Source organism: Candidatus Woesearchaeota archaeon (assembly GCA_030651135.1).
Classification (GTDB): Archaea; Nanobdellota; Nanobdellia; order Woesearchaeales; family JACPBO01; genus JACPBO01.
The window spans coordinates 15,346-38,014 of record JAUSCS010000004.1 but is presented as its reverse complement, the minus strand read 5'-3'; the positions used below and the strand labels follow the sequence as shown (position 1 = coordinate 38,014).

The 22,669-nt window shown below is 34.2% G+C and carries 26 protein-coding genes; 15 read left to right on the top strand and 11 right to left on the bottom strand.

The window, feature by feature from the left end; all coding sequences use genetic code 11:
• Both Q7J54_00265 and Q7J54_00260 read right to left on the bottom strand, forming a co-directional pair.
• Positions 1–311: hypothetical protein (locus Q7J54_00265; protein ID MDO8739992.1), on the bottom strand; the 311-nt coding region annotated here is incomplete at its 3' end.
• An 81-nt stretch (positions 312–392) separates the two neighbouring features.
• On the bottom strand, positions 393–1,256 hold the full coding sequence (locus tag Q7J54_00260) for a replication-relaxation family protein (GenBank protein MDO8739991.1): 864 nt from the start codon (positions 1,254–1,256) through the stop codon (positions 393–395).
• 391 nt (positions 1,257–1,647) lie between these two features.
• Between Q7J54_00260 and pyk the strand changes: the two genes are divergently transcribed.
• From pyk to Q7J54_00220, 8 genes are all read left to right on the top strand, one after another.
• The gene (pyk, locus tag Q7J54_00255; GenBank protein ID MDO8739990.1) at positions 1,648–3,054 is read left to right on the top strand and encodes a pyruvate kinase; all 1,407 of its coding nucleotides are present in this window, start codon (positions 1,648–1,650) and stop codon (positions 3,052–3,054) included.
• Positions 3,055–3,099: 45 nt separating this feature from the next.
• Complete coding sequence (locus tag Q7J54_00250; protein MDO8739989.1) at positions 3,100–3,501, top strand: cupin domain-containing protein; 402 nt, start codon at positions 3,100–3,102, stop codon at positions 3,499–3,501.
• 23 nt (positions 3,502–3,524) lie between these two features.
• Positions 3,525–4,094, top strand: coding sequence for a uracil-DNA glycosylase (locus tag Q7J54_00245; protein ID MDO8739988.1), 570 nt, complete (start codon positions 3,525–3,527; stop codon positions 4,092–4,094).
• Positions 4,095–4,156: 62 nt separating this feature from the next.
• Positions 4,157–4,882: a thioredoxin domain-containing protein gene (locus tag Q7J54_00240; protein ID MDO8739987.1), complete on the top strand. Its 726-nt coding sequence runs from the start codon at positions 4,157–4,159 to the stop codon at positions 4,880–4,882.
• A 1-nt stretch (position 4,883) separates the two neighbouring features.
• Positions 4,884–5,429: a hypothetical protein gene (locus Q7J54_00235; protein ID MDO8739986.1), complete on the top strand. Its 546-nt coding sequence runs from the start codon at positions 4,884–4,886 to the stop codon at positions 5,427–5,429.
• 1 nt (position 5,430) lies between these two features.
• Positions 5,431–6,621 carry a S41 family peptidase gene (locus Q7J54_00230; GenBank protein MDO8739985.1) on the top strand — a complete coding sequence of 397 codons (1,191 nt, stop codon included), beginning with the start codon at positions 5,431–5,433 and terminating at the stop codon, positions 6,619–6,621.
• Between the two features lie 46 nt (positions 6,622–6,667).
• On the top strand, positions 6,668–7,117 hold the full coding sequence (gene rplI / locus Q7J54_00225; GenBank protein MDO8739984.1) for a 50S ribosomal protein L9: 450 nt from the start codon (positions 6,668–6,670) through the stop codon (positions 7,115–7,117).
• Positions 7,118–7,161: 44 nt separating this feature from the next.
• Positions 7,162–8,781, top strand: coding sequence for a CTP synthase (locus Q7J54_00220; protein MDO8739983.1), 1,620 nt, complete (start codon positions 7,162–7,164; stop codon positions 8,779–8,781).
• Here Q7J54_00220 and Q7J54_00215 read toward each other — a convergent pair.
• Positions 8,771–9,052 carry a 50S ribosomal protein L27 gene (locus Q7J54_00215; GenBank protein MDO8739982.1) on the bottom strand — a complete coding sequence of 94 codons (282 nt, stop codon included), beginning with the start codon at positions 9,050–9,052 and terminating at the stop codon, positions 8,771–8,773. The two genes, Q7J54_00220 and Q7J54_00215, sit on opposite strands and share 11 nt — an antisense overlap.
• 181 nt (positions 9,053–9,233) lie before the next feature.
• Here Q7J54_00215 and uppS point away from each other — a divergent pair, with 181 nt between their 5' ends.
• The 3 genes from uppS to Q7J54_00200 all read left to right on the top strand — a co-directional run bounded on the left by uppS (position 9,234) and on the right by Q7J54_00200 (position 10,576).
• The gene (uppS, locus tag Q7J54_00210) at positions 9,234–9,920 is read left to right on the top strand and encodes a polyprenyl diphosphate synthase (GenBank protein ID MDO8739981.1); all 687 of its coding nucleotides are present in this window, start codon (positions 9,234–9,236) and stop codon (positions 9,918–9,920) included.
• Between the two features lie 75 nt (positions 9,921–9,995).
• Positions 9,996–10,181, top strand: a complete 186-nt coding sequence (locus tag Q7J54_00205; GenBank protein ID MDO8739980.1) for a hypothetical protein — start codon at positions 9,996–9,998, stop codon at positions 10,179–10,181.
• A gap of 23 nt (positions 10,182–10,204) precedes the next feature.
• On the top strand, positions 10,205–10,576 hold the full coding sequence (locus Q7J54_00200; protein ID MDO8739979.1) for a hypothetical protein: 372 nt from the start codon (positions 10,205–10,207) through the stop codon (positions 10,574–10,576).
• 117 nt (positions 10,577–10,693) lie between these two features.
• On the opposite strand, the gene Q7J54_00195 is transcribed toward Q7J54_00200, so the two are convergent.
• Positions 10,694–11,191 (bottom strand): LAGLIDADG family homing endonuclease, encoded by a 498-nt coding sequence (locus Q7J54_00195; protein ID MDO8739978.1) that lies wholly within the window; start codon positions 11,189–11,191, stop codon positions 10,694–10,696.
• Positions 11,192–11,333: 142 nt separating this feature from the next.
• Between Q7J54_00195 and Q7J54_00190 the strand changes: the two genes are divergently transcribed.
• From Q7J54_00190 to Q7J54_00175, 4 genes are all read left to right on the top strand, one after another.
• A complete protein-coding gene (locus tag Q7J54_00190; protein MDO8739977.1) occupies positions 11,334–11,612 on the top strand; it encodes a hypothetical protein in 279 nt (92 codons plus the stop codon).
• 180 nt (positions 11,613–11,792) lie between these two features.
• Positions 11,793–12,818: an adenine-specific methyltransferase EcoRI family protein gene (locus tag Q7J54_00185; GenBank protein ID MDO8739976.1), complete on the top strand. Its 1,026-nt coding sequence runs from the start codon at positions 11,793–11,795 to the stop codon at positions 12,816–12,818.
• Between the two features lie 17 nt (positions 12,819–12,835).
• Positions 12,836–13,462 carry a hypothetical protein gene (locus tag Q7J54_00180; protein ID MDO8739975.1) on the top strand — a complete coding sequence of 209 codons (627 nt, stop codon included), beginning with the start codon at positions 12,836–12,838 and terminating at the stop codon, positions 13,460–13,462.
• Between the two features lie 32 nt (positions 13,463–13,494).
• Positions 13,495–14,589: a DUF262 domain-containing protein gene (locus Q7J54_00175; GenBank protein MDO8739974.1), complete on the top strand. Its 1,095-nt coding sequence runs from the start codon at positions 13,495–13,497 to the stop codon at positions 14,587–14,589.
• Between the two features lie 57 nt (positions 14,590–14,646).
• On the opposite strand, the gene Q7J54_00170 is transcribed toward Q7J54_00175, so the two are convergent.
• From Q7J54_00170 to murD, 7 genes are all read right to left on the bottom strand, one after another.
• Positions 14,647–14,892, bottom strand: coding sequence for a YdeI/OmpD-associated family protein (locus Q7J54_00170; protein MDO8739973.1), 246 nt, complete (start codon positions 14,890–14,892; stop codon positions 14,647–14,649).
• Between the two features lie 15 nt (positions 14,893–14,907).
• Positions 14,908–15,879: a tyrosine-type recombinase/integrase gene (locus Q7J54_00165; protein ID MDO8739972.1), complete on the bottom strand. Its 972-nt coding sequence runs from the start codon at positions 15,877–15,879 to the stop codon at positions 14,908–14,910.
• 111 nt (positions 15,880–15,990) lie between these two features.
• Positions 15,991–16,272, bottom strand: a complete 282-nt coding sequence (locus Q7J54_00160) for a hypothetical protein (protein MDO8739971.1) — start codon at positions 16,270–16,272, stop codon at positions 15,991–15,993.
• Positions 16,273–16,349: 77 nt separating this feature from the next.
• Positions 16,350–17,846 carry a glutamate--tRNA ligase gene (gene gltX, locus Q7J54_00155; GenBank protein ID MDO8739970.1) on the bottom strand — a complete coding sequence of 499 codons (1,497 nt, stop codon included), beginning with the start codon at positions 17,844–17,846 and terminating at the stop codon, positions 16,350–16,352.
• Between the two features lie 4 nt (positions 17,847–17,850).
• Positions 17,851–19,008, bottom strand: coding sequence for a UDP-N-acetylglucosamine--N-acetylmuramyl-(pentapeptide) pyrophosphoryl-undecaprenol N-acetylglucosamine transferase (locus Q7J54_00150; protein MDO8739969.1), 1,158 nt, complete (start codon positions 19,006–19,008; stop codon positions 17,851–17,853).
• Positions 19,005–20,126, bottom strand: a complete 1,122-nt coding sequence (gene ftsW, locus Q7J54_00145) for a putative lipid II flippase FtsW (protein ID MDO8739968.1) — start codon at positions 20,124–20,126, stop codon at positions 19,005–19,007. Before ftsW ends, Q7J54_00150 begins: the two co-directional genes overlap by 4 nt.
• An 8-nt stretch (positions 20,127–20,134) precedes the next feature.
• Positions 20,135–22,666: a UDP-N-acetylmuramoyl-L-alanine--D-glutamate ligase gene (gene murD / locus Q7J54_00140; GenBank protein ID MDO8739967.1), complete on the bottom strand. Its 2,532-nt coding sequence runs from the start codon at positions 22,664–22,666 to the stop codon at positions 20,135–20,137.
• Positions 22,667–22,669: the final 3 nt, after the last annotated feature.

The following is a 22,669-nucleotide window of genomic DNA, read 5'->3' as shown; positions in this document are numbered from 1 at the left end:
TCGTGCCTCATCCAAATAAACTCGTATTTATTGTTTGAACCGCCGAAGGTCGCTTCCTTTCGCAAAAAAGTAACGCTCGGCATATTTAACTCTTGAAGTTTTCGGGCGATTACTTTCAAGAGTTCTTCGCCCTTGCCACTCATACCCACAAGAAGTTGCGACCATTGCTCAACGATATTGTTTTCGTTAATAACCGAACTTCCTGTCCCAATGCCGAACCTGATTCCAATAAGTTTCGGTATGAGCTTAAACTTTCGCAAAACGGCGTAGCCCGCGATAACGACAATTATCCAAAAAATTATTGTTCCCATATATAAGATTTTATTAAATAACTGGTTAATTAAGACCGCACGACTATACGGCCAAGAAAACTTGCAACTTCATTTTACCACTTATTCCAAAATCGTGTGTGGCGTTTCGTCTTTCGGCGACTTCCAAATCGGCTTCAAAAGCATATCCGGCTTGGACAAGCTATATTCTGTTTCGGGGGCGAATAAAAACATTAAACTTCCGTCTCCGCGAGGATCGCCGCCCTTTCCAGCGTTCCGTAAACTGTCGCTCCGTCTTTCTGACGGGGCGATAGTGAGGACGCGGAAATGGGTAAGGCGAAGTTTCTTTTTTAACCTCTCGTCGCTTCGCCACGACCAGTAGGTTTTAAGTTTATCAACAAATCTTTCGGTTTTCATCGTGCCTCGGTCGGCCTCAAGAAAAAAGTTGATAACCTCATCTTTGTCTTCAATCGTAAAAAATGCGTCGGGAACTAATGAGGGATTTTCGCCGTGAACATCACGCAACATATCTTTCAGATCGTAGCCCTGCGTGAAGCGAGTGATTTTTACTCCGTGAGTTTTGGCGGCGAGCGTAAGACAAACTCTGAATTGAGAAATCATTAAAGAGTGAGCCATCAAAGGAAGCGTCCTTTCATTTTCGCGCAGTCGGCGATAAATCCCTTCGCGCTCCTCCGCGTCTTTTGACAGTTGCTCCGCTCCCTTGCGTCCCAAGGAGTAAACCATGTGCGCCGAGGTGAGGCGTGCGGAGCTTTGACTGACTGGTCGGTCAAGGTAGCCGTGATGGTAGAGGCGGCTCAATCGCTCCATCAGGTTGCGGCGGCTTCCCTCGTGAAGTGCTAAAACTTGCTCCGTGTTAAGGAAACGGAAATCAGCAACATCGCGGAGGAGCGTTATGTCGCGGGGCTGGAGCTTGAGGGGGTCGGACACCTCTAATCGTTGAAATAACTTTGAGCTTGGTTTTGACATAGGAGCGTTATATTGTCATTATACGCCTATCCGACCCCCTCGCCGAGGCCTTCCTCTCCTGTTCTATCCTTTTTTCTTCGTATTCCCCCCCCCACCAACGAGCAAAAAGAAATAGCAGAACAGGAGAGAAGGCCGAGCCACCAAACGCGAACCCGCGACATTTCACGGAGCGACGAGGCTTTGCGAGGAGCGGAGTGAAGTCGGCTTTTGATTTTGCGAGGCGGTGCTCTGCAAAAGGCAATGTTTAATAGGGCTTTTAGCAATTCTCCCTAGTCATTCGGGCAAGGAGCGACTGACTACCCGCGTGACTAGGTAAAGTGCCTCCATTTTTGCTAAAATAGGTGCGAGCCTCCTTTAAGAGGCACACCAATAAAAATTAATTAAATAAAATATGTTTTTTAAAAAGAAAACCAAAATTATAGCTACAGTAGGCCCTTCATCTGAAAGGGAAGATATATTAGAAAAAATGATACTGGCCGGTGTTGATTGCATCCGTCTTAACTTTTCTCATAATGACCATAAAAGTCATGGAAAAATAATAAAATCCATAAGAAAAATAGAAAAAAAACTAGTAAAACACATAGCAATAATTGCCGACATACAAGGTCCTAAAATAAGAGTTGGTATTTTACCAAAAGAAGGTTTGGTGCTAAATGACGGACAAAAAATATTATTGGATTCCTCTACAAAATATTTTGTAAATAATACCATTCCTATTCCCTCAAAAACTTTTATGGATAGCACAAGCGAGGGCAATGTAGTTTTTTTTGATGACGGAACAATAAAAATTAAAATAACAAATAAAAATAAATCCATATTTAGCGCTGTCGTAATAAAAGGTGGAGTGCTTTTTTCAAATAAAGGAATAAATGTTCCTTCGCTTTATATTAAAGGTTCCGTTCTTTCTCAAAAAGATAAATCTGATATAATTTTTGCAGTAAAATCAGGAGTAGATTATGTGGCCATTTCTTTTTTGCGTGATGCAAATGACGTAAAAGAAGCTAGGAAATTTTTAAAAAATACTGAGGTTAAAATAATAGCCAAAATTGAGAGGCCGGAAGCCCTTTTGAATATAGACCAGATAATCGATGAAGCCGACGCTATAATGATAGCCAGGGGGGATTTGGGAATTGAAACTCCTCTTTGGGAGCTTCCCGTAAGACAAAAAGAAATCGTAGAAAGAGTGAGAAATAAAATGAAACCCGTAATTGTAGCAACGCAAATGCTTGATTCAATGATAAGAAATCCGATACCTACCAGGGCAGAAGTTTCTGATGTGGCTAATGCCGTATATGACTCTGCTGATGCAGTAATGCTTTCTGGAGAAACTGCTTCCGGTAAAAATCCATTAGAAGCGGTTGAAATGATGAGAAAAGTTTTAGAATCAACTGAAATAATTCAAAATTATACTGAGAATTCAAATAACTACGGCTCTTCCAGATTTTTATCAATTTCAAAGTCGGCCGCAGATATTGCATCGGAAGTTAATGCAAAGGCTATCTTTGTAAAAACAATTTCAGGAGAATCAGCTAGAACAATTTCTTTTTTTAGGCCGAAAAATAATATAGTGGCTATAACTACTAACCCAAAAATAGCTTGTCAATTATCTTTAGTACGAGGAGTAATTCCTTTTGTTACAAAAAAGAAATCGGCTAAAAACATCAAAGACTTAATATTATCTATTGATTTAGTTAAAAATTTTCTCAAAAATGGCGATGTAATAGTATGTGTTTATGATGTAAATTTTAATTTTTCCAAGGAAACAAATATAAATACTATCACCATTGAGTCAATCTAATTGACAGGTCATTATAAATGCATCAAAAGATGTATATAAAAAATTATGAAAAAAGGGTATAAAGATAATATTGAAAAGCTCACGGTGGAAAATGATAATTTTCGTAAGGTGCTTTATACGGCCGAACACTGCCAATTAGTATTAATGTCACTTAATCCTGGAGAGGAGATTGGCTCTGAAATTCATGACGATGGAGATCAATTTTTTCGTTTTGAAAAAGGGAAAGGGAAAGTCATTATCAATGAAACTGAATATGATGTCTCTGATGGCGACAGCGTGATTGTGCCAGCTGGAACAACGCATAATGTTGTTAATATTTCAGATAGCGAACCTCTTAAGCTTTATACTATTTATGCTCCGCCACATCATAAAGACGGCATTGTACGTGCTACCAGAGAAGAAGCCATAACAAATGGTCCAGAATTTGACGGCACAACAACAGAATAATAAATTTATTTATATAAGAAAGAATGGATAAAATTTCTGCTTTAGAAAAACTTAAACAAGAAATTGAAAACGATAAAAATCTTCCACTTAAATCAAATTTGGTATTCGGCGAGGGGAGTTCTGACAGTGAAGTGATTTTTATTGGCGAAGCTCCGGGAGCAACTGAAGATGAACAAAAAAGACCATTTGTTGGCAGATCCGGCCAACTTTTACGCAGATTAATATGCGAACTTGGCTGGAAAGAGGAAAATGTTTATATTACAAATATAGTAAAACGCAGACCGCCAGAAAACAGAGACCCATTGCCAAAAGAAATAGAAAAATATAAGCCATATCTCACTAGTCAAATTAAAATAATAAATCCCAAAGTAATTGTTCCGCTTGGCCGTTTCTCAATGAACTATTTTTTGCCGAATGCTAAAATAACGCGTGACCAGGGGAAACTTTTTAAAGTAGCTGATTGGTTTGTGGCGCCAATGTTCCACCCTGCGGCAGCTCTTCGCGCCCCAGCTATGATGAAAGAATTTCAAAAAAATTTTAAAAAATTACCAGCAATGCTTAAGAAAATTAAAGAAACAAATAACGGCAATTGACGAGCCAATGCCAATTTGATAGAATGCTATTATAATATAATTAATATCTAACAAATAAAAATATGTCAGAAAAAATCAACAAATTAATAATTCCTTTTTCAATCATTATTGCAGGTCTTATTATCGGAGGAGCAATTTATTTTTCAGGTAAAAATTCGGCATCTCCTGTCGCAACAAATAATAACCAGGGTCAAGAAATAAATCAACCTATACAGCAACCAAGCGCTGACGTTGATATTAGTAAAGTTAAAACATCTGGCATTCCTTTCGTGGGTAATGCAAACGCGCCAGTAGTATTGGCAACTTGGGAAGACTTTCAGTGTCCATTCTGTAAACAGTTAGAGACAACTGTTATAGATCAGATTGTTAAGGATTATCCAGACAAAGTAAAAATAGTATTTAAGGACTTTCAATTTTTAGGTAACGACTCGCAAACAGCCGGTATCGCAGGAAGAGCAGTCTGGGAAGTTGCTCCCAATAAATATTTTGACTGGCGCATGGCAATATATGACAAACAAGATAATGAAAATTCAGGATGGGGAAGCAAAGATGATATTATTGCTCTCACCAAAACCATACTCGGAGCTGGTAATGGAGATAAAGTTGCAAACTTAATGAATTCAAAACAATCTGAATATCAAAAGGCGATAGATAATGACAAAACTGAAGGAGGAACCTTCGGCATTAATGGGACTCCTGGTTCCATTATAGGCAAGAATCTTATTTCTGGGGCACAGCCATATTCTGCTTTCAAGCAAATTATCGATTTGGCTCTGCAGGGACAATAATATGGTGTTTGGAGCCTTAAAAAAAGTATTTCAAAAACCAACATACGCACTCTTGGCACTTGCCACGAGCTTTATAGTGTTTGTATTTGCCGTATGGTTACCAAATATCCGTTTAATCATAAGCATTATGAGTCATTCGGGCATATCACTTTCGCAAAAGATTAATTTGCCAATTAGTCTTTTGGGATCAATTACCACTAATTTTACTCTGCTTTCTGCTTCGTATACGATTGCTATCGCCGTATTATTTGGAATTAATATCTCTATGATTGTTTATTATTTAAGACAAAGAATTACCGAAACTAAACAGAATGGAATCACTTCAGGATTTTTTGGTGCTATAAGTGGTATTCTTGGCATAGGATGCGCTTCTTGCGGATCGATAATTATTACCAGTATTCTTTCGTTGTTAGGCGCATCTTGGGTACTCTCTTTTTTACCTCTTCGGGGAGGAGAATTTGGTATTATTGGAATAACTCTGCTATCTATATCAGTTTATATGGTGTCAAAACAAATTCAGAATCCAGCTGTTTGTAAAATTAATTAATATGATATCTTTTAACAAACGGAAAATATTTTTATTTTTAGGGCTTATAGTGGCTTTTTTACTTGTTTTTGGAGTGGGTTTTTACATTGGCCAAAAACAAGTAGTTTGTCCAATTTGCGCTCCCACAAATATTGATCTTTCTCTTTTTTGGGATGCTTATTATAAACTTCAAGAAAATTTTGTTGACTCAACAAAATTAGATACGCAAAAAATAATTTATGGGGCAATATCTGGGATGACAAATTCTCTGGGAGATCCGTATACTAATTTTTTTAATCCCACTGAAGCCAAGAAATTTGAGCAAGACCTATCTGGTTCTTTTGATGGAATTGGCGTAGAAATTGGATTAAAAAAGAATCAATTAACAATAATCGCCCCTATGGAAAATACTCCTGGGAAAAAAGCCGGTCTAAGGGCAGGCGATGTAATAATAAGTATAAATGGTAAAAGCACTTCTGATATGGACATAGATGAGGCAGTGGATTTAATTAGGGGCACAAAAGGAACAGAAGTAACTTTAACAATCTTTAGAGATGATTGGAAAGACACAAAAGATATTAAAATTATTAGAGATACAATTAATATTCCCTCTTCAGATTGGAAGCTCAAAGATGGAGATATTGCCTATGTTCGCATACATTTATTTGACGGATCACTGTCATCTAATTTTAACAAAATCGCATTAGAAATTTTAAAGAGTCCAGCCAAAAGGATAGTTTTGGACTTAAGAAACAATCCCGGCGGTTATCTTGAAGTTGCCAGGGATATATCGGGTTGGTTCTTAAAGAAAGACCAGGTTGTAACAATAGAAAATTTTGGGGAAAACAAAGATAAAAAATATTATAAAACTGACGGTAATGCCAATTTTTCTGAATATCCTATAGTTGTTTTAATAAACCAAGGTTCAGCATCTGCATCTGAAATATTATCTGGAGCATTAAGAGACAACAGAAAAATTAAGTTAATAGGCGAAAAATCTTTTGGAAAAGGATCCGTCCAGCAAGTGTTGGAGTTAAGAGACGGCTCTATGATTAAAATAACTGTTGCAAAGTGGCTTACTCCAAACGGAAATTCAATATCAGAGGTGGGATTAACTCCTGATATAAAAATAGAATTAACAGATAAAGATTTTGAGGACAATAAGGACCCACAATTAGATAAAGCGCTTGAAATAATTAAGAATTTAAAGTAGTATTAACTCTGATAAAATAATTATTAAGCAATCGTCCAATAATATTATGAAAGTAATTCTCCTAAAAGACGTTCAAGATCTTGGGAAAAAATATGAAATAAAAGAAGTTAAAGACGGCTATGCTAGGAATTTTTTAATACCGCAGGGATTGGTAAAAACTGCTACAAAACAAGCCATAAAATGGCTTGAAACGCAAAAAGTAATTATTACAAAAGAGATAGAAGAAGACTTAAAAAAAGCGCAAGAGATGGCTTCTACTCTTGATGGCCTGGAATTAAATATTCCAATAAAGGTTGGCAACGAAGGCCAGCTTTTTGAAGCGATTAATAGTCAAAAAATAGCCGAAAAGCTAAAAGAGATGGGTTTTGATGTTAAAAAATCGAAAATAATGTTAGAGCAACCAATTAAAGCATTGGGAGAATTTCCTATAAAAATTAATCTAGACCACAACTTAGAAGTTGAAATAAGAGTAATAATTGTAGAAGAAAAAATCTAAAATAAAGAGCCAAAACTTGCGTTTCGTAATTTAAGGTAATTATTATGGCACGATATATTTTCGTAGCAGGAGGCGTAATGTCTGGCATAGGCAAGGGCATAGCAACGGCCTCTATAGGAAGAATTTTAAAAAGCAAAGGATTTAAGGTTACAGCAATAAAAATTGACCCTTATATCAACGTTGATGCTGGCACAATGAATCCTATTGAACATGGAGAAGTTTTTGTAACTGATGATGGCGTAGAGTGCGACCAGGATGTTGGCAACTATGAAAGGTTTTTAGATGAAAATATATACACCGATAACTATCTTACAACAGGCAGAGTTTATCAATCTGTAATCAACAAAGAAAGGAACTTAGAATATGGAGGGAAATGCGTTGAAGTAGTGCCAGATATTCCCAATGAAGTAATAGCAACAATAAATAGAGCAGGCAAAAAAGTTAAAGCCGACTTCATATTAATTGAAATCGGAGGAACAGTAGGCGAATATCAAAATATGCTGTTTTTGGAAGCCGCCAGAATGTTAAAAATAAGCAATCCAAAAGATGTGCTTTTTATTTTGGTAAGCTATATGCCAATTCCTGAAATAATGGGCGAAATGAAGACAAAGCCAACACAATATGCTGTTAGAACGCTAAATTCAGCTGGTATTCAACCCGACATGATTTTAGCCAGGTCTACAACTCCTTTGGACGAACTCAGGAAAAGAAAACTTTCTAATTTTTGTAATGTTGAGATTCAAGATATTATTTCCGCCCCAGATGTAAAATCCATATATGAAGTGCCGATTAATTTTGAAAAAGAAAATATGGGGAACAGAATATTGAAAAAATTTAATTTAAGGGCCAGACCATCTGATTTAAAAGAATGGGGTAAATTAGTTAAAATGATACAAAATTCTCCTTTGCTAGTTGAAATTGGAATAGTCGGTAAATATTTTGAATCAGGAAACTTTACTTTAACAGATTCTTATATCTCCGTGATTGAAGCAATAAAACACGCTGCCTTTTCTTTTCATAGAAAAGCAAAAATTACATGGATATCATCAGAAAACTTTGAAAAAAATCCTAAAACACTTTCAATGCTCAAAAAATTTGACGGCATAATTGTTCCGGGAGGATTCGGAAATAGGGGAATAGAAGGAAAGATAAAAGTTATTGAGTATTGCAGAAAAAATAAAATCCCGTTTCTGGGATTATGTTTGGGAATGCAGTTGGCAGTGATAGAATTTGCAAGAAACGTCTGCGGATTAAAAGATGCCACTTCAGCAGAATTTAAACAATCTTCAAAAAATATTGTAATTGATGTTATGCCAGAACAAAAAGTTCTCCTAAAAGAAAAGAGATATGGAGGTACAATGAGACTAGGGTCTTATAACTGCAAATTAAAACCAGGTACTTTAAGCTATAAGGTCTACGACAAGCCCAATATATCAGAGCGCCATCGCCATCGTTATGAATTAAATAATGAATATAGAAATATCCTGGAAAAAAACGGCATGATAATAGCCGGAGTAAATCCGGAAAAAGATTTGGCGGAAATTATTGAAATTCCAAATCATCCATTTTTCGTAGCTAGCCAATTCCATCCAGAATTTAAATCAAGACCGCTAAAACCTCATCCTCTTTTCAAGGAATTTATAAGAGTGGCAATCAAGAAATAGGGTCAACACTTACAACTTTTGCTAACCTCTGAGACCTGTTAAAAAGTTTTTTTAACTTTGTACTAAAACGAACAACGCCGTTGCGGAGTGCATAAATAGTGTCGTCTGAGCCTCTTTTCACATTTTTACCAAGGAGATATTTTGTGCCTCTTTGCCTGATAATAATCATTCCCACTTTTACCTTTCCTCCATCATCCACCTTAATACCAAGTCTTTGGGCCGCCGAATCCCTGCCTAATCTAGACGAACCACCTTGTTTAGTTTTTGACATATTTTTAAAATCTAATTAATGAATTTAATATCAGTCATAATAGCAAAAATATCCAATCTTGTCAAAGCCCACTTTAATGATATAATACTATTTATTATTATTGCTTTATTAATTTTATTTTCTTTTGCCTGTGGATTTATAATGGCAAAATACCAACAAAAACAACCAATCTCAATAACTTATGAAAAACATACCGCAACATATAGTTTTGTTTCCTGACGGCAACAGACGTTGGGCAAAACAAAAGGGGATAGCCTCTTTAGAAGGCCACATGCAAGGTTATAAAAATCTTATTGATTTTTCCGAGTGGTGTAAAAATAGGGGAGTGAAAGCGCTTACCGCTTTTGGTTTTTCAACAGAGAACTGGTCAAGAACAGAAGAAGAGGTAAATTATTTAATGAAATTATTGGAGAAATGCTTAGTTGATAATTTGGAAAAATATAATAAAGACGGAGTAAAAGTAAAAATAATCGGACAAAAAGAAAGACTGCCAGAATCATTACAAAAGGCCATAAAAATAACAGAAGATTCAACTTCAAATAACTCGCATCTTAATTTAAATTTAGCCATAAGCTATGGAGGCAAATGGGATATCTTGCAAGCAGTAAAAAAAATAATAGAAGATAAAATTCCAACTGATAGAATAGACGAAAAACTATTTGAAAGTTATTTGTCTACAAATGGTCTGCCAGCCCCAGATTTGATAATAAGGGCCGGTGGGGAAATGAGATTATCCAATTTTGTACTATGGCAAGCAGCTTACTCTGAGCTATATTTTTCTCCAAAACTTTGGCCAGATTTTACAGAGCAAGATTTAGATTTAGCCCTTGAAGAATTTGACAAACGAGCGAGAAGATTTGGCAAATAAACTCTCATTGATAATATAAAAACTATTATATATAATAGAAAAACAGCTCTTTAACATACAAGAAAAGGAGTTTTTATGAATGATGATGAATTTTATGAGTTTTATTTAGACGACCATCTGGATATTTTATTGCTTGTTAAAAGCCTAAACAAGCTCTTAAAGAAAACTGAAGGCAAAGAAAAAAGATTATTGGTTCATGTGTGTTTTGAAGATTGCCGTTCTATAAAAATATCTAAAAAGGGCAAGCGGAAAAGAAAATAACACTCAAAGAAAGGAGTCTCATTATGTTTCTCAAAAAATGGCGGAAATCTGTATTTATTCTTATTTTAATTGTTACAAACGTAATATTAATCTTAATAGCAAAATTAAACTTACAGCCATTTGAATATGTAAACTACATAATTCTCAAAGGAGAAAAATCTAAATATCTGGAATTTTTAAAAGAAGATGGACAAGTTTTTGTTGGTGTAATTATGCCAAACAATATCTTAAGTGGCGACACCAAAGAAGACCACAAACACGCCAAAGCTTTTCTCACTGATGACGAAGATAATTTATGGCAGTACGTAAGAACAGAAAATGAGCCATTGGGCTATAAATACAAGATATTCGTCTTTGAAGCATTGCCGATAAACGAACGACTAACGTCTCGCTAAACTTCTTTTTTAAAAAGAACCGACAACTTGTCGGTTTTATTTTATATATTTTGTCGCACAATAAAATAATGGGGCATACCTCAAAATAGGGAAGCGAACGCAAATAGCAACTACAATTTAAAGAGTCTTAGCCAGCTCTTGAGCCATCTGAATCCACTTTGGTTGCCTTGGTTTATTTTTATATTTTACCGCCGATTTTTGAATTTCAATTAAAGAAAGTAAATCGTTTTTCTTCCATTTCGCAAGATATTTTCCTTTGTTTTTATATATAATGCCAACTGCTTTCTGCCATAGCTCAAAATCTCTTTTCTTTTTATCTGCCAGTTTATTTTTCCGGAAAAAAGGAACAACTATATTATTTATATCATCAATTTTTTGCACAGAATATCTCGCTTGTTCTTTTGTAATACAAACATCTCCACACCCAATTACGCTTTTAACATTATTAAACATCTTTTGTTTTTCTTTAGGACCTGTAATAACAAACTGAATTTTCCATCTGTAGTATGTTGGTGAATTGGTTCGTTCGCGCCTTGTGTCTTTCCTAAATTGCAAATCAAAGCATCCTTCTTTGTTAACTAATAATGGAATATTGATATCGGTTTTTGATGACATATTGTTTTAAATTTTAATATAACTCATTATACCAAATATTCAATTGTGCGACAATAGTTATCCAGAATTGACAAATTAGATATTATTATAGTACAAATACAATTAGAACCTTTCATTTTAAATCTATTACCAGGAGAAAAAGATGACAAGCTATATTGAAGAATTTTTGGAAGAAGTAATAAAAATGTCTGATGAAGAATTAATTGAAAAACTAATACTAAGAGTAGCAGAAGAATTTACTCCCTCGGCAACAAAGATGGAGTTAGTGGAATGTATTCGTGCAGAAATCATTCTTCTAAAAACTGAAATCTTACGTCGGCTTAGCAGAGCCACTACTAATAAAACTGGCTTGCCATCTCCTGAAAATGTGCAAAAAGAACTTTTGTCATGTGGAATTAATCAAGAATTTCTCAAAGGATAAATTAAACAAGGTCGCAAGACTTCATCAACCGTCGGTTTTACCGCTAAAATTATTTGGCGGTTTTTTATTTATTAAATTTATGTTTTTATTGTGCGACAGGTTGGAAAAGTCGGGTTTATGCTCGACTTTTTAGTTGGATTGAAACTTTATCAAAAAAGGAGTAAATTTAGATAATCATATATGGAAAAGAAATCTTCGAATAAAAACTTACACAAAGCAAATCAAGCAAAAAAAGATGAGTTTTATACCCAGCTTGTTGATATTGAGAAAGAGTTAAAGCATTACAAAGAGCAGTTTCGTGGCAAGATAGTGTATTGTAATTGCGACGACCCGTTTGAGAGTAATTTTTTTAAATATTTTGCCGCCAATTTTAACGCGTTAAAATTAAAAAAACTTATTGCCACAAGTTATTCCGGTTCACCGATTATTGGAGGACAATTGTCGTTGCTCGAAATAAAAGGATCAAAAGGCAAACAACCAATTAAAATTGAAATCAGTGAGGTACCGGATGCCAACAAAGACGGTGCCATTGATCTTACCGATGTAAAATCGTTGTTGAAGCACAATGCTAATATTGCTACGCCCCTAAAAGGTACGGGTGATTTCCGTAGCGATGAATGCATTGAACTGCTGAAAGAAGCAGATATTGTCGTAACTAATCCACCGTTTTCTCTTTTTCGTGAATATGTGGCGCAATTGTCGGAATATGATAAAAAGTTTGTAATCATCGGCAATACAAATTCGCTAACCTACAAAGAGATTTTTAAGTTAATTAAAGAAAATAAACTCCGTACAGGCTATACAAATTTTAATATTGGAATGTTCTTTGTTGTGCCAGACGACTGGGAGCTTTTTCATCATATAGATGAGGAAGGAAGAAAAATTGCGCGCGTATCGACTTCATGCTGGTTCACAAATATGGAGGTCGAAAAGCATAAAGAATATTTAATCTTGTATAAAAAATACAATCCCGAAGAATATCCAAAATATGACAATTATGATGCAATCGAAGTCTCAAAAGTAGCCGAAATCCCAGAAAATTATACTGGCGCAATGGGTGTGCCAATCACTTTTATTGATAAATATAATCCAGGTCAATTTGAAATAATAAAATTTCGCAAAGGTGACGACGATAAGGATTTAATAATAAATGGAAAGTGTCCATTTTTTAGAATTTTAATTAAAAATAAGAAAGTGAAAAAATAATTATTTGTAAATAAATTATGAGGATAGAACAGCACGTTATTAAATCATTTGATGATTTTTTACAGAATGAATTTGACGCAGCACTTTTACATGCATGTATAGCATTGGATGGAACTGCCCAAAAATATGTAAAAAAGGTAGATGCGGGACGCGAAGATTATGTAAAACTAATCAGGGATTATTATTGGATTATTGAACCAATGATTGGTGCAGGACTCAATCTTGAGGAAACAAAATTTAGAAGACTGACAATAATGAAAAGTAATAAACCTATCACAGATCCAGACTTTGCTGACGTTGTATATAATATCTTTCGTTGTTCACACGCTCACGGGAAGGAAATTCCCGCTGGTTATGGATTTTTACCGGTGGAGGATGGGAAATCTTATTGGCAATTCGGGGATAATATTTTTTATATGCCAACCAGAGCTATTTGGGCACTTTTAGCCATCTCTATTTTTGCAAAAACGAATAAAAATATAAAAACAAACACTAATCACTTTTTAACATGGGGTAGTCAAACACTTGGTATTGGTGAGTATAAATTCCACCTGAAAGATTATTGGGGTGAGGAGGATAAGATAAGGAATTTCTTCTCAAAGCAAAACTTAATTAGAGTTAAGTTAGAATTTCCTAAAAAATAGTTATACAAATTTCATGGTAAAATAAAAAAAATATGAAAATTGATTTACATAAAATTCCAGTGCGTAAGGTCGTAGACGGCTACAAAGAAATTCCTGGAGAGGGAGGCGTGGTGGCTTATGATAGCAAGCTTGATATTCGTCCAAAATATCAGCGTGAGTTTGTGTACAAGGAAAAGCAACGCAATGCCGTGATAGAAACCATTAAAAACAGCTTTCCGCTGAACGTGATGTATTGGATGATTAGAGAAGATGGTGGCTATGAAGTGCTAGACGGTCAACAGCGCACTATTAGTATTGGGCAGTATGTTACAGGCGATTTTTCGCTGAATGACCGGTTTTTTCACAATTTGACCAAAGAAGAACAAGATAAAATTTTGGATTATGAGCTGATGATTTACTTTTGCGAAGGTACAGACAAAGAGCGTTTGGATTGGTTTAGGATTATCAATATTGCTGGAGAGAAATTAACCGATCAAGAAATTCGCAACGCGGTTTATACCGGGCCATGGCTTTCTGATGCAAAATTAAAATTTAGCAAATCAAATTGCGCAGCATATTTGCTGGCCCATGACGGCGGGCAATTAGTGAGCGGTTCGCCAATCCGGCAGGAGTATTTGGAAACCGCGCTTTTGTGGATAAATGACGGCAAAATAGAAGATTATATGGCCAAACATCAGCACAGCACAAATGCCGATGAATTATGGAATTATTTTCAACATGTAATCGCGTGGGCGCGCGTAACTTTTACCGATTACCGCCGGGAAATGAATAGTGTGCCATGGGGCGAGTTGTATAACAAATTCAAAGACAAGAAACAGGATACTATTAAATTAAAAGCGGAAATCACAGAATTGATGCAAGACGAAGATGTAACTAAAAAATCCGGCATTTACGAATATGTTTTAACTCGAAACGAAAAGTCTCTTAATATTCGTGCTTTTACTGATAAAATGAAACGCGAGGCGTACGAGCGGAAAAGGGGTAAATGTGTTTGGTGCAAAAAACATTTTGCGTTAGAAGAAATGGAAGCAGACCATATAAAACCCTGGCACGCGGGAGGAAAAACGATTTCAAAAAATTGCCAGATGCTGTGCAGAGAAGATAACCGAACTAAATCTGGAAAATAAAACTATTTATTGTGCGACAAATTAGACTAAAACAGAAGAGGACAGTAAGCCCTCTTTTTATTTGCGGTGAGAACAACCGGCCCAGCAACAAGGTCGGCGTTTTCCTTCCTTAAGCTCTGTGCATGTTCGTTTAATATGCAGATTTCTTGTTTCTGATTTCTTGACTGAGTCAATCCAACAGAGCCACTCGTTACGCGCAAGCGGGGTAATGTCTTCCCATTTTTCCAAGGCTTTTGGGTCAGCGATAAGGGGCTTTTTTAGGTCTGCGGGAACTTTGTGGACTACGCCATTTGATATTTTCATAATATATTTTAGTTACTATTTTTTGTCTGGGTCAGAATGAAATTGGTGGTGGATGTCACGGAGACGCTTGTTAGTAACGTGCGTGTAAATTTGGGTAGTGGCAATATTGCTGTGGCCTAAAAATTCTTGGATGCTTCGCAAATCAACTCCTTGGTTTAATAGGTCTGTTGCGTAACTATGACGCAGGGTGTGCGGGGTAGTAAAGACAGGTATACCAGACAACAAAGCATATTTTTTAACCATTCTTTCAATTGATCTTGGAGTTAACCGAGAATCGTTTTCGCCTTTTGTATCACGGAAGTTTATAAATAAAGCTTTGGTATTTGCATTTTCTATTCCATTTCTTATTTGTAAATATTTTTTTATGAAGTTGAGGGCGCGTTCAGAAAAATAAACCACTCGCGGTTTACCACCTTTACCAATAACACCAAGCTCCATATCTTTTTTTTCTTTTAAACTGTTAAACTGCTCAAGATTTAAAGATACCAATTCTGCAATACGCAAACCGGTTGAAAAAAAGCTCTCCAAAATAGCTCTATCGCGAATAGAAATAGCGTCTTTTGACTCAACTGAAACCAAAAGCTTGCCAATCTGCTCTAAACTAAGAAATTTAACCGTTTTTTGGGCTTTATCGGCCTTAGGAAGGGTTATTTTACCTGGGGGTAGTGAAAGTATGTCTTTTGCCACAAAATAGGCTAAAAAGCCTCTTAAAGCGACAAGATAGTAGTTTTGAGTACCTTTAGACAGCAATTTACCCGTAGCCGGACTTGGGGTGCGAGATAGGAACAATCTATAGGTCCAAATGTGTTCTGCGGTCAGTTGGTGGGGAAGTAGGGAGCTATTTTTAGTATGGTTTAGCCAATAAAAAAACTTTTCAAGATATTTTTTGTAATTTTCCTGAGTATTATTGCGCAAACCTTTTTCAACCTCACAATAATCCAAAAAGTCTAGCAAGTGTTCTTTTAATGGTTTTGATGACTTTTTCATAAGTTAGGCCTTATTGCCCTATTATACTATATATTACTTCGGTTTACCTACATTTTGCGACATACTATATACTAACAATAACTCTCTATAAATACCATGTCAATGCCTTGCCTACTTTACAGATGTGCCGGAAACTTTTGAGAAAATATTTGCAAAATAATCTTTTATTTTTTCCCAAGTATTTTGCATAATATTATTTTTTTGTTTATTAATTTCTTGCTGTATTACCGCGCTTTTCTGCTCCACTTCCCCACTCACCCTTGGATAGACGTTATTTTTTATCCAATCTGTTGCTTTTGTCAAATATACTTCAATTCGCGGTTTTGCCTTTAAATATAAATCATTGCCATATTTTTTAAAATAAGGCTGTTGGCTTAAAAAAACTACTAGCAAAAGCACGGCTATAATAACAATATTTTTTATAAATCCTTTTTCGTTCATATTTTTTATTATTTTTGTCGCACAATAAACTATGCAAGAAGTCTTATTGCCTCTTTTATTCTTTGCAAAGTTTTTTCTCTGCCTAAAATATCAGCAATTTCAAATGGACCAGCCGATGCTTGTTTTCCAGATAAAGCAACTCTTAATGGCCAAAGCAGATATCCCCTATTTTTCTCCGGATAATTTTTATCTAAATTAAATTTTACGACTTCTTCAAATAATTTTTCTTGTATTATATTTAAATCCCAATTTTTAATTTCAGACAATATTTTTACCGAATACTCTAAAGATTCTTTTATATCACTGTTTCCCATTTTTTGCCAAGCTAATAAATTTTTATCGTATTTTAATTTATCTTTAAAGAAAAAATCTGTTAGATCCACAACCTCTGATAATTTCTTCATTCTTGTTTTTGAGACTTCAATAATCTTTTCCAGTTTACTATCAGAAACTTGGCCTTCCACTAACAGCCCTGCTTTTTTTAAATAAGGCCTGCAAAGTTTAGTTAATTTTTCTATTGTTTTTTCTCGAATATAAAAACTGTTTATAAAATTTAATTTCTGAATGTTTAAAATGGCCCCAGCTTTTTGCACTTTTTCTATAGAAAATTCTTTGCTTAAAGACGATAAAGTGAATATCTCTTTATCTGTGCCAGGATTCCATCCTAAAAGCGCCATAAAGTTTACCAGGGCTTCTGGTAAATATCCTTCTTCTCTGTATTGAGCAATAGAAACCGTGCCGGTTCTTTTTGAAAGCTTTGTTCTGTCTGGCGCTAAAATCAACGGCAAATGAGCATATATTGGTTGATCAAAGCCCAATGCTTCCTGCATTAGAATCTGCTTTGGAGTATTTGAAATATGGTCTTCTCCTCTAATAACATGGCTTATTTGCATTTCGTAATCGTCAACCACAACAGCAAAGTTATACAATGGAGTTTTTTCGTCCTTGGCTATAATAATGTCCCCCATTAATCCGGCGTCAAACTCTACTACGCCTCTGATCAGGTCTGTAAATTTAATTTTTTTGTTATGAATTTTAAATCTTATCACAGAAGATTTTTTTTCATCTAAAAGTTTTTTTACGTCTTCTTTTGAAAAATTTGCGCATTTGCCATTATAATGAGGAGCCACTCCCCTAACCATCTGCTCTTGACGCATTGCATCTAACTCATCCTCTGAACAAAAACAATGATAAGCTTTATTATCGGTTAAAAGTTTTTTTATATATTTTTCGTAAGTATCCAACCTTTGAGATTGCTTATACGGGCCATATTTACCGCCAATATCAGGGCCTTCCTGCCAATTTATTCCAAGCCACTTTAATTCTTCTATTATGTCTTGCGTCCATTTTAAATCAGACCTTTCCAAATCCGTATCTTCAATACGTAATACAAAAACACCTTTATTCTTTTTTGCAAATAAATAATTAAAAAGCGCGCTTCTGGCCGTGCCGATATGTAAGGCTCCAGTTGGAGACGGGGCTATCCTGACACGAACTTTTTTTATTTTATTATCTTTTGCTTTCACGTTTTTATTCTAAAGTAAAATATTCTAAAATTTCTCTGGCAATGGCTTTAGCGGCCAATGGCTTTGAAAATCTTAATGCTTCTTCTTTCATTTTTTCTAATTTATCAAGATGTAAAAATAAATTATGGATTATATCTATAAAAAAATTATGGGTCAGGTTATCTTGTTCTACGACTAACGCCGCTCCAGTTTGCGAATATACATAAGCATTTTTTGCTTGATGATTAGCCGCCGCTGATGGTAATGGAACTAAAATACTGGGTTTCCCCAAGGCCGCTATTTCAAAAATAGAACCTGAACCAGAGCGAGATATTATAAGGTCAGCTGACTTATAAGCATGCTTATATTTTTCTTCGTCTAAAAAGCCTACAACGTGATAGTATTTTGCCAAATCTTTATCAATTACCACTGATGATTCTGCCTCTACTTCTTCTAAATTATTCCTGCCACAAACATGTATTAATTCAAATTCTGCCAAAAAATCGTTTAAGCTATTTAAAACAAAATCATTAATGGCTTCCGACCCTTGCGACCCTCCTGAAAATAAAATTATTGGTTTTTGGAAAGTAAGGTCAAACAAGTCTCCAGCTGTTTTTTTATCTCCATTCAACAATTCTGTTCTTATTGGATTTCCAACTAAAATTGTTTTTTGTGGGTCAAAATATTCTGTTTTTGGAAAAGAAACAAATATCTTTTTTGCCCATTTTGAAGTTATCTTATTGGATAACCCGGGTACAACATCCGATTCGTGTAAAAACACAGGTATTCCCAATAATCTTGCGCTCTGCGTCACAGAAATAGACCCCGATCCTCCTTTACTGAAAACAAGCTGAGGACGTATCATTAAAATCAAAAATATGCTCTGTAAAAATCCGAATGGTATTTTAAACAATATGTCTATGGTATTTTTATACACGGTTGCGAGATTTATCTGAGAAATAGAAAATCCAGAATCAGAAAAATATCTTCTAATTTTTCCTGATATTATTGTTTTTATTTTAAAATCCTCTTGACTGAGCATTATGAGCCCGAATTCATCTTTTAATCCCAAATAATAAAATTCCAAATCTTTCTTAGGATAGATTCTTCTTATCTCTCTTGCAATAGCAACTATTGGAAATATATGGCCCCCTGTGCCACCTCCTGTAAATAATATTTTCATTTTTTAGATATATTTAGTAATATGCCGACTCCTATTAACTCTGTAACTAAATGCGACCCGCCATAGCTAAAAAATGGTAATGGGATACCGGCCAATGGAGCTATCCCCAAGTTAGCTGCGATATTAAAAAATGCCTGAATTACTATCCAAAAAGTGATGCCTATGGCAGTTAGTTGCCCAAATTTATCATTTGACGATTTTGCAATTTTAACTCCGAGCCACAAAAAAAGCATAAAAAGGATAACCAGAAATAGGCAACCAACTATTCCAGTTTCTTCTCCTAATATAGAGAATATTGAATCTGACATCGCCGCTGGTAAAAATTCGAATTTTTGCACAGACATCCCCCACCCTTTTCCGAAAAATCCGCCCGATCCGATTGCAATCAAAGACTGCTTCATATGAAAACCTTTACCTAATGGGTCTATCTCCGGATTCAGAAAAATTAACCACCGATTCATTCTGTACGGTTCAAATTTTATTAAAGCGAACAATCCCCCTATGGCTATAAAAAATATTAAAAAGGTATTCCAAATGGGCGTATTGGCAAAAAAATACATAAGAACTAATGTTAATCCTATTATTCCCAAGGTGCTTACGTCCGGCTGTAATATCAAAAATATTGAAATTATTGTTAAAAAAACTATAAAAGGAATAAATACATATTTTATATTATGATAACCTTTTTTTGTTGCTAAAAGCCATCCTCCTTTGCGTCCATCTGATAATTTATTAGAAATAAGCGCGCTCAAATATAAAATTGATGTAATTTTTAAAATTTCAGATGGCTGAAAAGTGGCTATTCCTATATCTATCCAACGTTTTGCTCCCCAAAATTTAACTCCAAATATCGGTAAAAACACAATTGCTAATAGTACGAAATTAAAAAATAATAATAATGGCGCTAATTTTTTAAAATAATTTAGTGGAAATTTATAAGCGATTATTGCCAAAACTATTCCTATAAAAAGTAAATACAATTGATGTATTAAATAATAGTTAGTGTTACCGAAATTCCTAATAGAAGCGGGGGCTGAAAGAGTTGATAAAAACAAAATGCCAAAAACAACCAAAATAACCACTAAAAAAAAGAAATAATAATTTGGATGCTTTTTCATTGTTAAAATTAATGCTTATTTTTTTTGACCATTAATTTAAATTGATTTCCCTTGTCTTCAAAATCTTTCCACAAAGAATAGCTTGGCGAGCCCCCCGATAACAGGCATATACTTCCCTTTTTGGTGTTTTTGTAAGCAAATTTAACCGCTTCTTCCATTTTAGAAGTATGCAGTACGTTAAGATTTCTTTGTGATTTTAAAATTTTATTTCCGCTGTCGGGAAATAATACTATATTTCTTATTTTATATTTTTTAATTGTTTTTTCCAATTGTGAAAAATCATATCCCCTGTCTTGACCTCCAAGAAAAATCGTATCAATATTTTTAAGAGATTTAATTGCCGATATTGCCGATTCTGGATTAGTTGAACTGCCGTCATCATAAAATTTAATGCCGGCGAATTCCCCAACAAACTCTAATCTGTGTGGCAAACCGCTAAAATTTTCTATTGCTCTTTTTATTACACTGTCTGGAACTTTAAAAATTTTGGCAACTGTAATTGCCGCTCTAATATTTTCTTTGTTATGTTCTCCAATTAAAGGAATGTTCAAATTCTCCAATGGAATGTTTCTCACAAACGGAATTGTCTTTGAATAAGATTCTTTAGCCCAGGAAACTAGTTTTTTATATTTTGGGTTATAAACAAAAATATCATTCTTACTTTGAAAATTAATTATATTTTGCTTGGCTAAATAATAATTTTCTGCCCCCAAATGATAATCCATATGCTCTTTAAACAAGTTGGTAACCACTGCAATATTGGGAGAAAAATTAATATCATCTAATTGATAACTTGAAAGCTCTAATACAAATATCTGGTCTTTTTTAATTGGTTCTAAAAACACTTTAAGCATTGGTTCTCCAATATTGCCCAAAATTCTCACATTTTTTCCAGACTCTTTTAAAATAAAGTAAATAAGACGCGCGGTTGTGCTTTTCCCTTTGCTTCCTGTAATACCAATTGTTTTGTTTCCTAATTCTTTAATTTCAGAAAAAAATATATTTGTAGCTGTCGTATAATTAATTTTCACAAAACTCTTAGGAATTCCTGGGCTCTTTATAGCCATATCGTAATCTTTTTGCTTTTTTAAATAATTTTTATCTAATTTAATGTCGGCTACCCCAATTTTTAAATTAGGGTAATTTTTTTTAATATACTTTTCTGTAATTTTACCTTCTCTGCCATATCCTAAGATTAAGACATTTTTTATGCCCGAAAATCTAAACTGGCTAGGAATATTTAGCGACAAATTAGTGCCAAAGACATCCTTTATTAAAGATTCTGATTTTTTTATTTTAGGCAAAAATGTATTAATAATTAAATTATTTTTAAATTTTTTAGAACCCAGATATAAAGCTACCCTCGCTTCTTTAAAAGTTCCCACGCAATCAAATGGTTTCATTTTGCCAAAGCCAAGGATGTCATTAAATAAAGGTATTAATTTTTTTTCAGCATAGAGATTTTTTTTAAAAATGTGAATCAGCTCTTTTTTAGACAAAAAAGCAGATAATAAAGTAAACACAAAAATACATTTTGGACATTCTTTGCACCACAAATCCTTATTTTTCTTTTTGCGTAATTTATCTTGTTGAATTATAAAATTATTATTGCAACTGGAAAAATTAGTAAAATATTTTTTATATTTTGAAAAAAGTTCCACTATACGAATTTCATAGAACGGTCTTAATAAAGAAAAATAATAAATATCCGGAGTTATAAAATTTTTAACGTAATTTGAAAACAGGTTTTCGAATTCTGAAGATTTGCTCCACTGATGGTTTATAGTTTCTCCCTTATATTCTGTATTACCAAAATTACTGCTGTATTCATTGGACATAATACAATAAGAATACTTATATAAGGCAGAGCATAAAATACCCAAGAAAGCATACATGGCGGAGACAGGGACATGGCCGTTGTATTTATGATGTTCAAATATCTTTTTGTCCAATATTCTTTTTATTTTTATCGATTTTATTCCTGATATTTTTATTATTTCATTAACAAGATCTGACTCTTTTTGTGTTTGTACAAAAAAAGCCGTAATATCAAAATTTTGACTCTTTAAAAGCTCTGTTGCTACTATTGAATCCTTTCCCCCACTGACAGCAACAAGACATTTATTATTTTTATCTAATTTATAAAAAATTGGTTTTACATTGTTTTTAAACGAAAACTTGGGAGAAATTTTAGGATTAAGATTATTTTTATAAAAAAATTCGCCTAATCCTTTTTTGTAAACTATATTCCAAAAATAGGCTTCCTCTTTTGATAATGAATAATTTACTTTTATCTTTGTCGCACAATAAGATTTCCAATAACTAACGCCCAGTACTAAATGCAAGCTTTCAAATATCTTATTTAAAAACCCTATCGGTAATTTTTCAAAATCAGCCGTTTCTGGCAAAATTATGGTTTCTGTAAAAAAAAGAGTATCTTTTTTTTCTTTAAATTCCGTTTTGTAATTAAAAAAAACTCTTTTTTGAGTGGGCTCAAATTTATAAGAAGTGAACTCAAAAATAGTTGGTTTTGACTTCATAAA

What these genes read in the sequence shown, in the direction of transcription:
- ftsW (MDO8739968.1), bottom strand. Translation starts at nt 20,126, where the DNA reads ATGAAAAAGCATCCAAATTATTATTTCTTTTTTTTAGTGGTTATTTTG.
- Q7J54_00185 (MDO8739976.1), top strand. Translation starts at nt 11,793, where the DNA reads ATGGAAAAGAAATCTTCGAATAAAAACTTACACAAAGCAAATCAAGCA.
- rplI (MDO8739984.1), top strand. Translation starts at nt 6,668, where the DNA reads ATGAAAGTAATTCTCCTAAAAGACGTTCAAGATCTTGGGAAAAAATAT.
- Q7J54_00245 (MDO8739988.1), top strand. Translation starts at nt 3,525, where the DNA reads ATGGATAAAATTTCTGCTTTAGAAAAACTTAAACAAGAAATTGAAAAC.
- Q7J54_00200 (MDO8739979.1), top strand. Translation starts at nt 10,205, where the DNA reads ATGTTTCTCAAAAAATGGCGGAAATCTGTATTTATTCTTATTTTAATT.
- Q7J54_00220 (MDO8739983.1), top strand. Translation starts at nt 7,162, where the DNA reads ATGGCACGATATATTTTCGTAGCAGGAGGCGTAATGTCTGGCATAGGC.
- Q7J54_00235 (MDO8739986.1), top strand. Translation starts at nt 4,884, where the DNA reads ATGGTGTTTGGAGCCTTAAAAAAAGTATTTCAAAAACCAACATACGCA.
- Q7J54_00205 (MDO8739980.1), top strand. Translation starts at nt 9,996, where the DNA reads ATGAATGATGATGAATTTTATGAGTTTTATTTAGACGACCATCTGGAT.
- Q7J54_00215 (MDO8739982.1), bottom strand. Translation starts at nt 9,052, where the DNA reads ATGTCAAAAACTAAACAAGGTGGTTCGTCTAGATTAGGCAGGGATTCG.
- Q7J54_00240 (MDO8739987.1), top strand. Translation starts at nt 4,157, where the DNA reads ATGTCAGAAAAAATCAACAAATTAATAATTCCTTTTTCAATCATTATT.
- uppS (MDO8739981.1), top strand. Translation starts at nt 9,234, where the DNA reads ATGAAAAACATACCGCAACATATAGTTTTGTTTCCTGACGGCAACAGA.
- Q7J54_00260 (MDO8739991.1), bottom strand. Translation starts at nt 1,256, where the DNA reads ATGTCAAAACCAAGCTCAAAGTTATTTCAACGATTAGAGGTGTCCGAC.
- Q7J54_00175 (MDO8739974.1), top strand. Translation starts at nt 13,495, where the DNA reads ATGAAAATTGATTTACATAAAATTCCAGTGCGTAAGGTCGTAGACGGC.
- Q7J54_00250 (MDO8739989.1), top strand. Translation starts at nt 3,100, where the DNA reads ATGAAAAAAGGGTATAAAGATAATATTGAAAAGCTCACGGTGGAAAAT.
- Q7J54_00165 (MDO8739972.1), bottom strand. Translation starts at nt 15,879, where the DNA reads ATGAAAAAGTCATCAAAACCATTAAAAGAACACTTGCTAGACTTTTTG.
- pyk (MDO8739990.1), top strand. Translation starts at nt 1,648, where the DNA reads ATGTTTTTTAAAAAGAAAACCAAAATTATAGCTACAGTAGGCCCTTCA.
- Q7J54_00150 (MDO8739969.1), bottom strand. Translation starts at nt 19,008, where the DNA reads ATGAAAATATTATTTACAGGAGGTGGCACAGGGGGCCATATATTTCCA.
- Q7J54_00195 (MDO8739978.1), bottom strand. Translation starts at nt 11,191, where the DNA reads ATGTCATCAAAAACCGATATCAATATTCCATTATTAGTTAACAAAGAA.
- Q7J54_00170 (MDO8739973.1), bottom strand. Translation starts at nt 14,892, where the DNA reads ATGAAAATATCAAATGGCGTAGTCCACAAAGTTCCCGCAGACCTAAAA.
- murD (MDO8739967.1), bottom strand. Translation starts at nt 22,666, where the DNA reads ATGAAGTCAAAACCAACTATTTTTGAGTTCACTTCTTATAAATTTGAG.
- Q7J54_00190 (MDO8739977.1), top strand. Translation starts at nt 11,334, where the DNA reads ATGACAAGCTATATTGAAGAATTTTTGGAAGAAGTAATAAAAATGTCT.
- Q7J54_00230 (MDO8739985.1), top strand. Translation starts at nt 5,431, where the DNA reads ATGATATCTTTTAACAAACGGAAAATATTTTTATTTTTAGGGCTTATA.
- Q7J54_00180 (MDO8739975.1), top strand. Translation starts at nt 12,836, where the DNA reads ATGAGGATAGAACAGCACGTTATTAAATCATTTGATGATTTTTTACAG.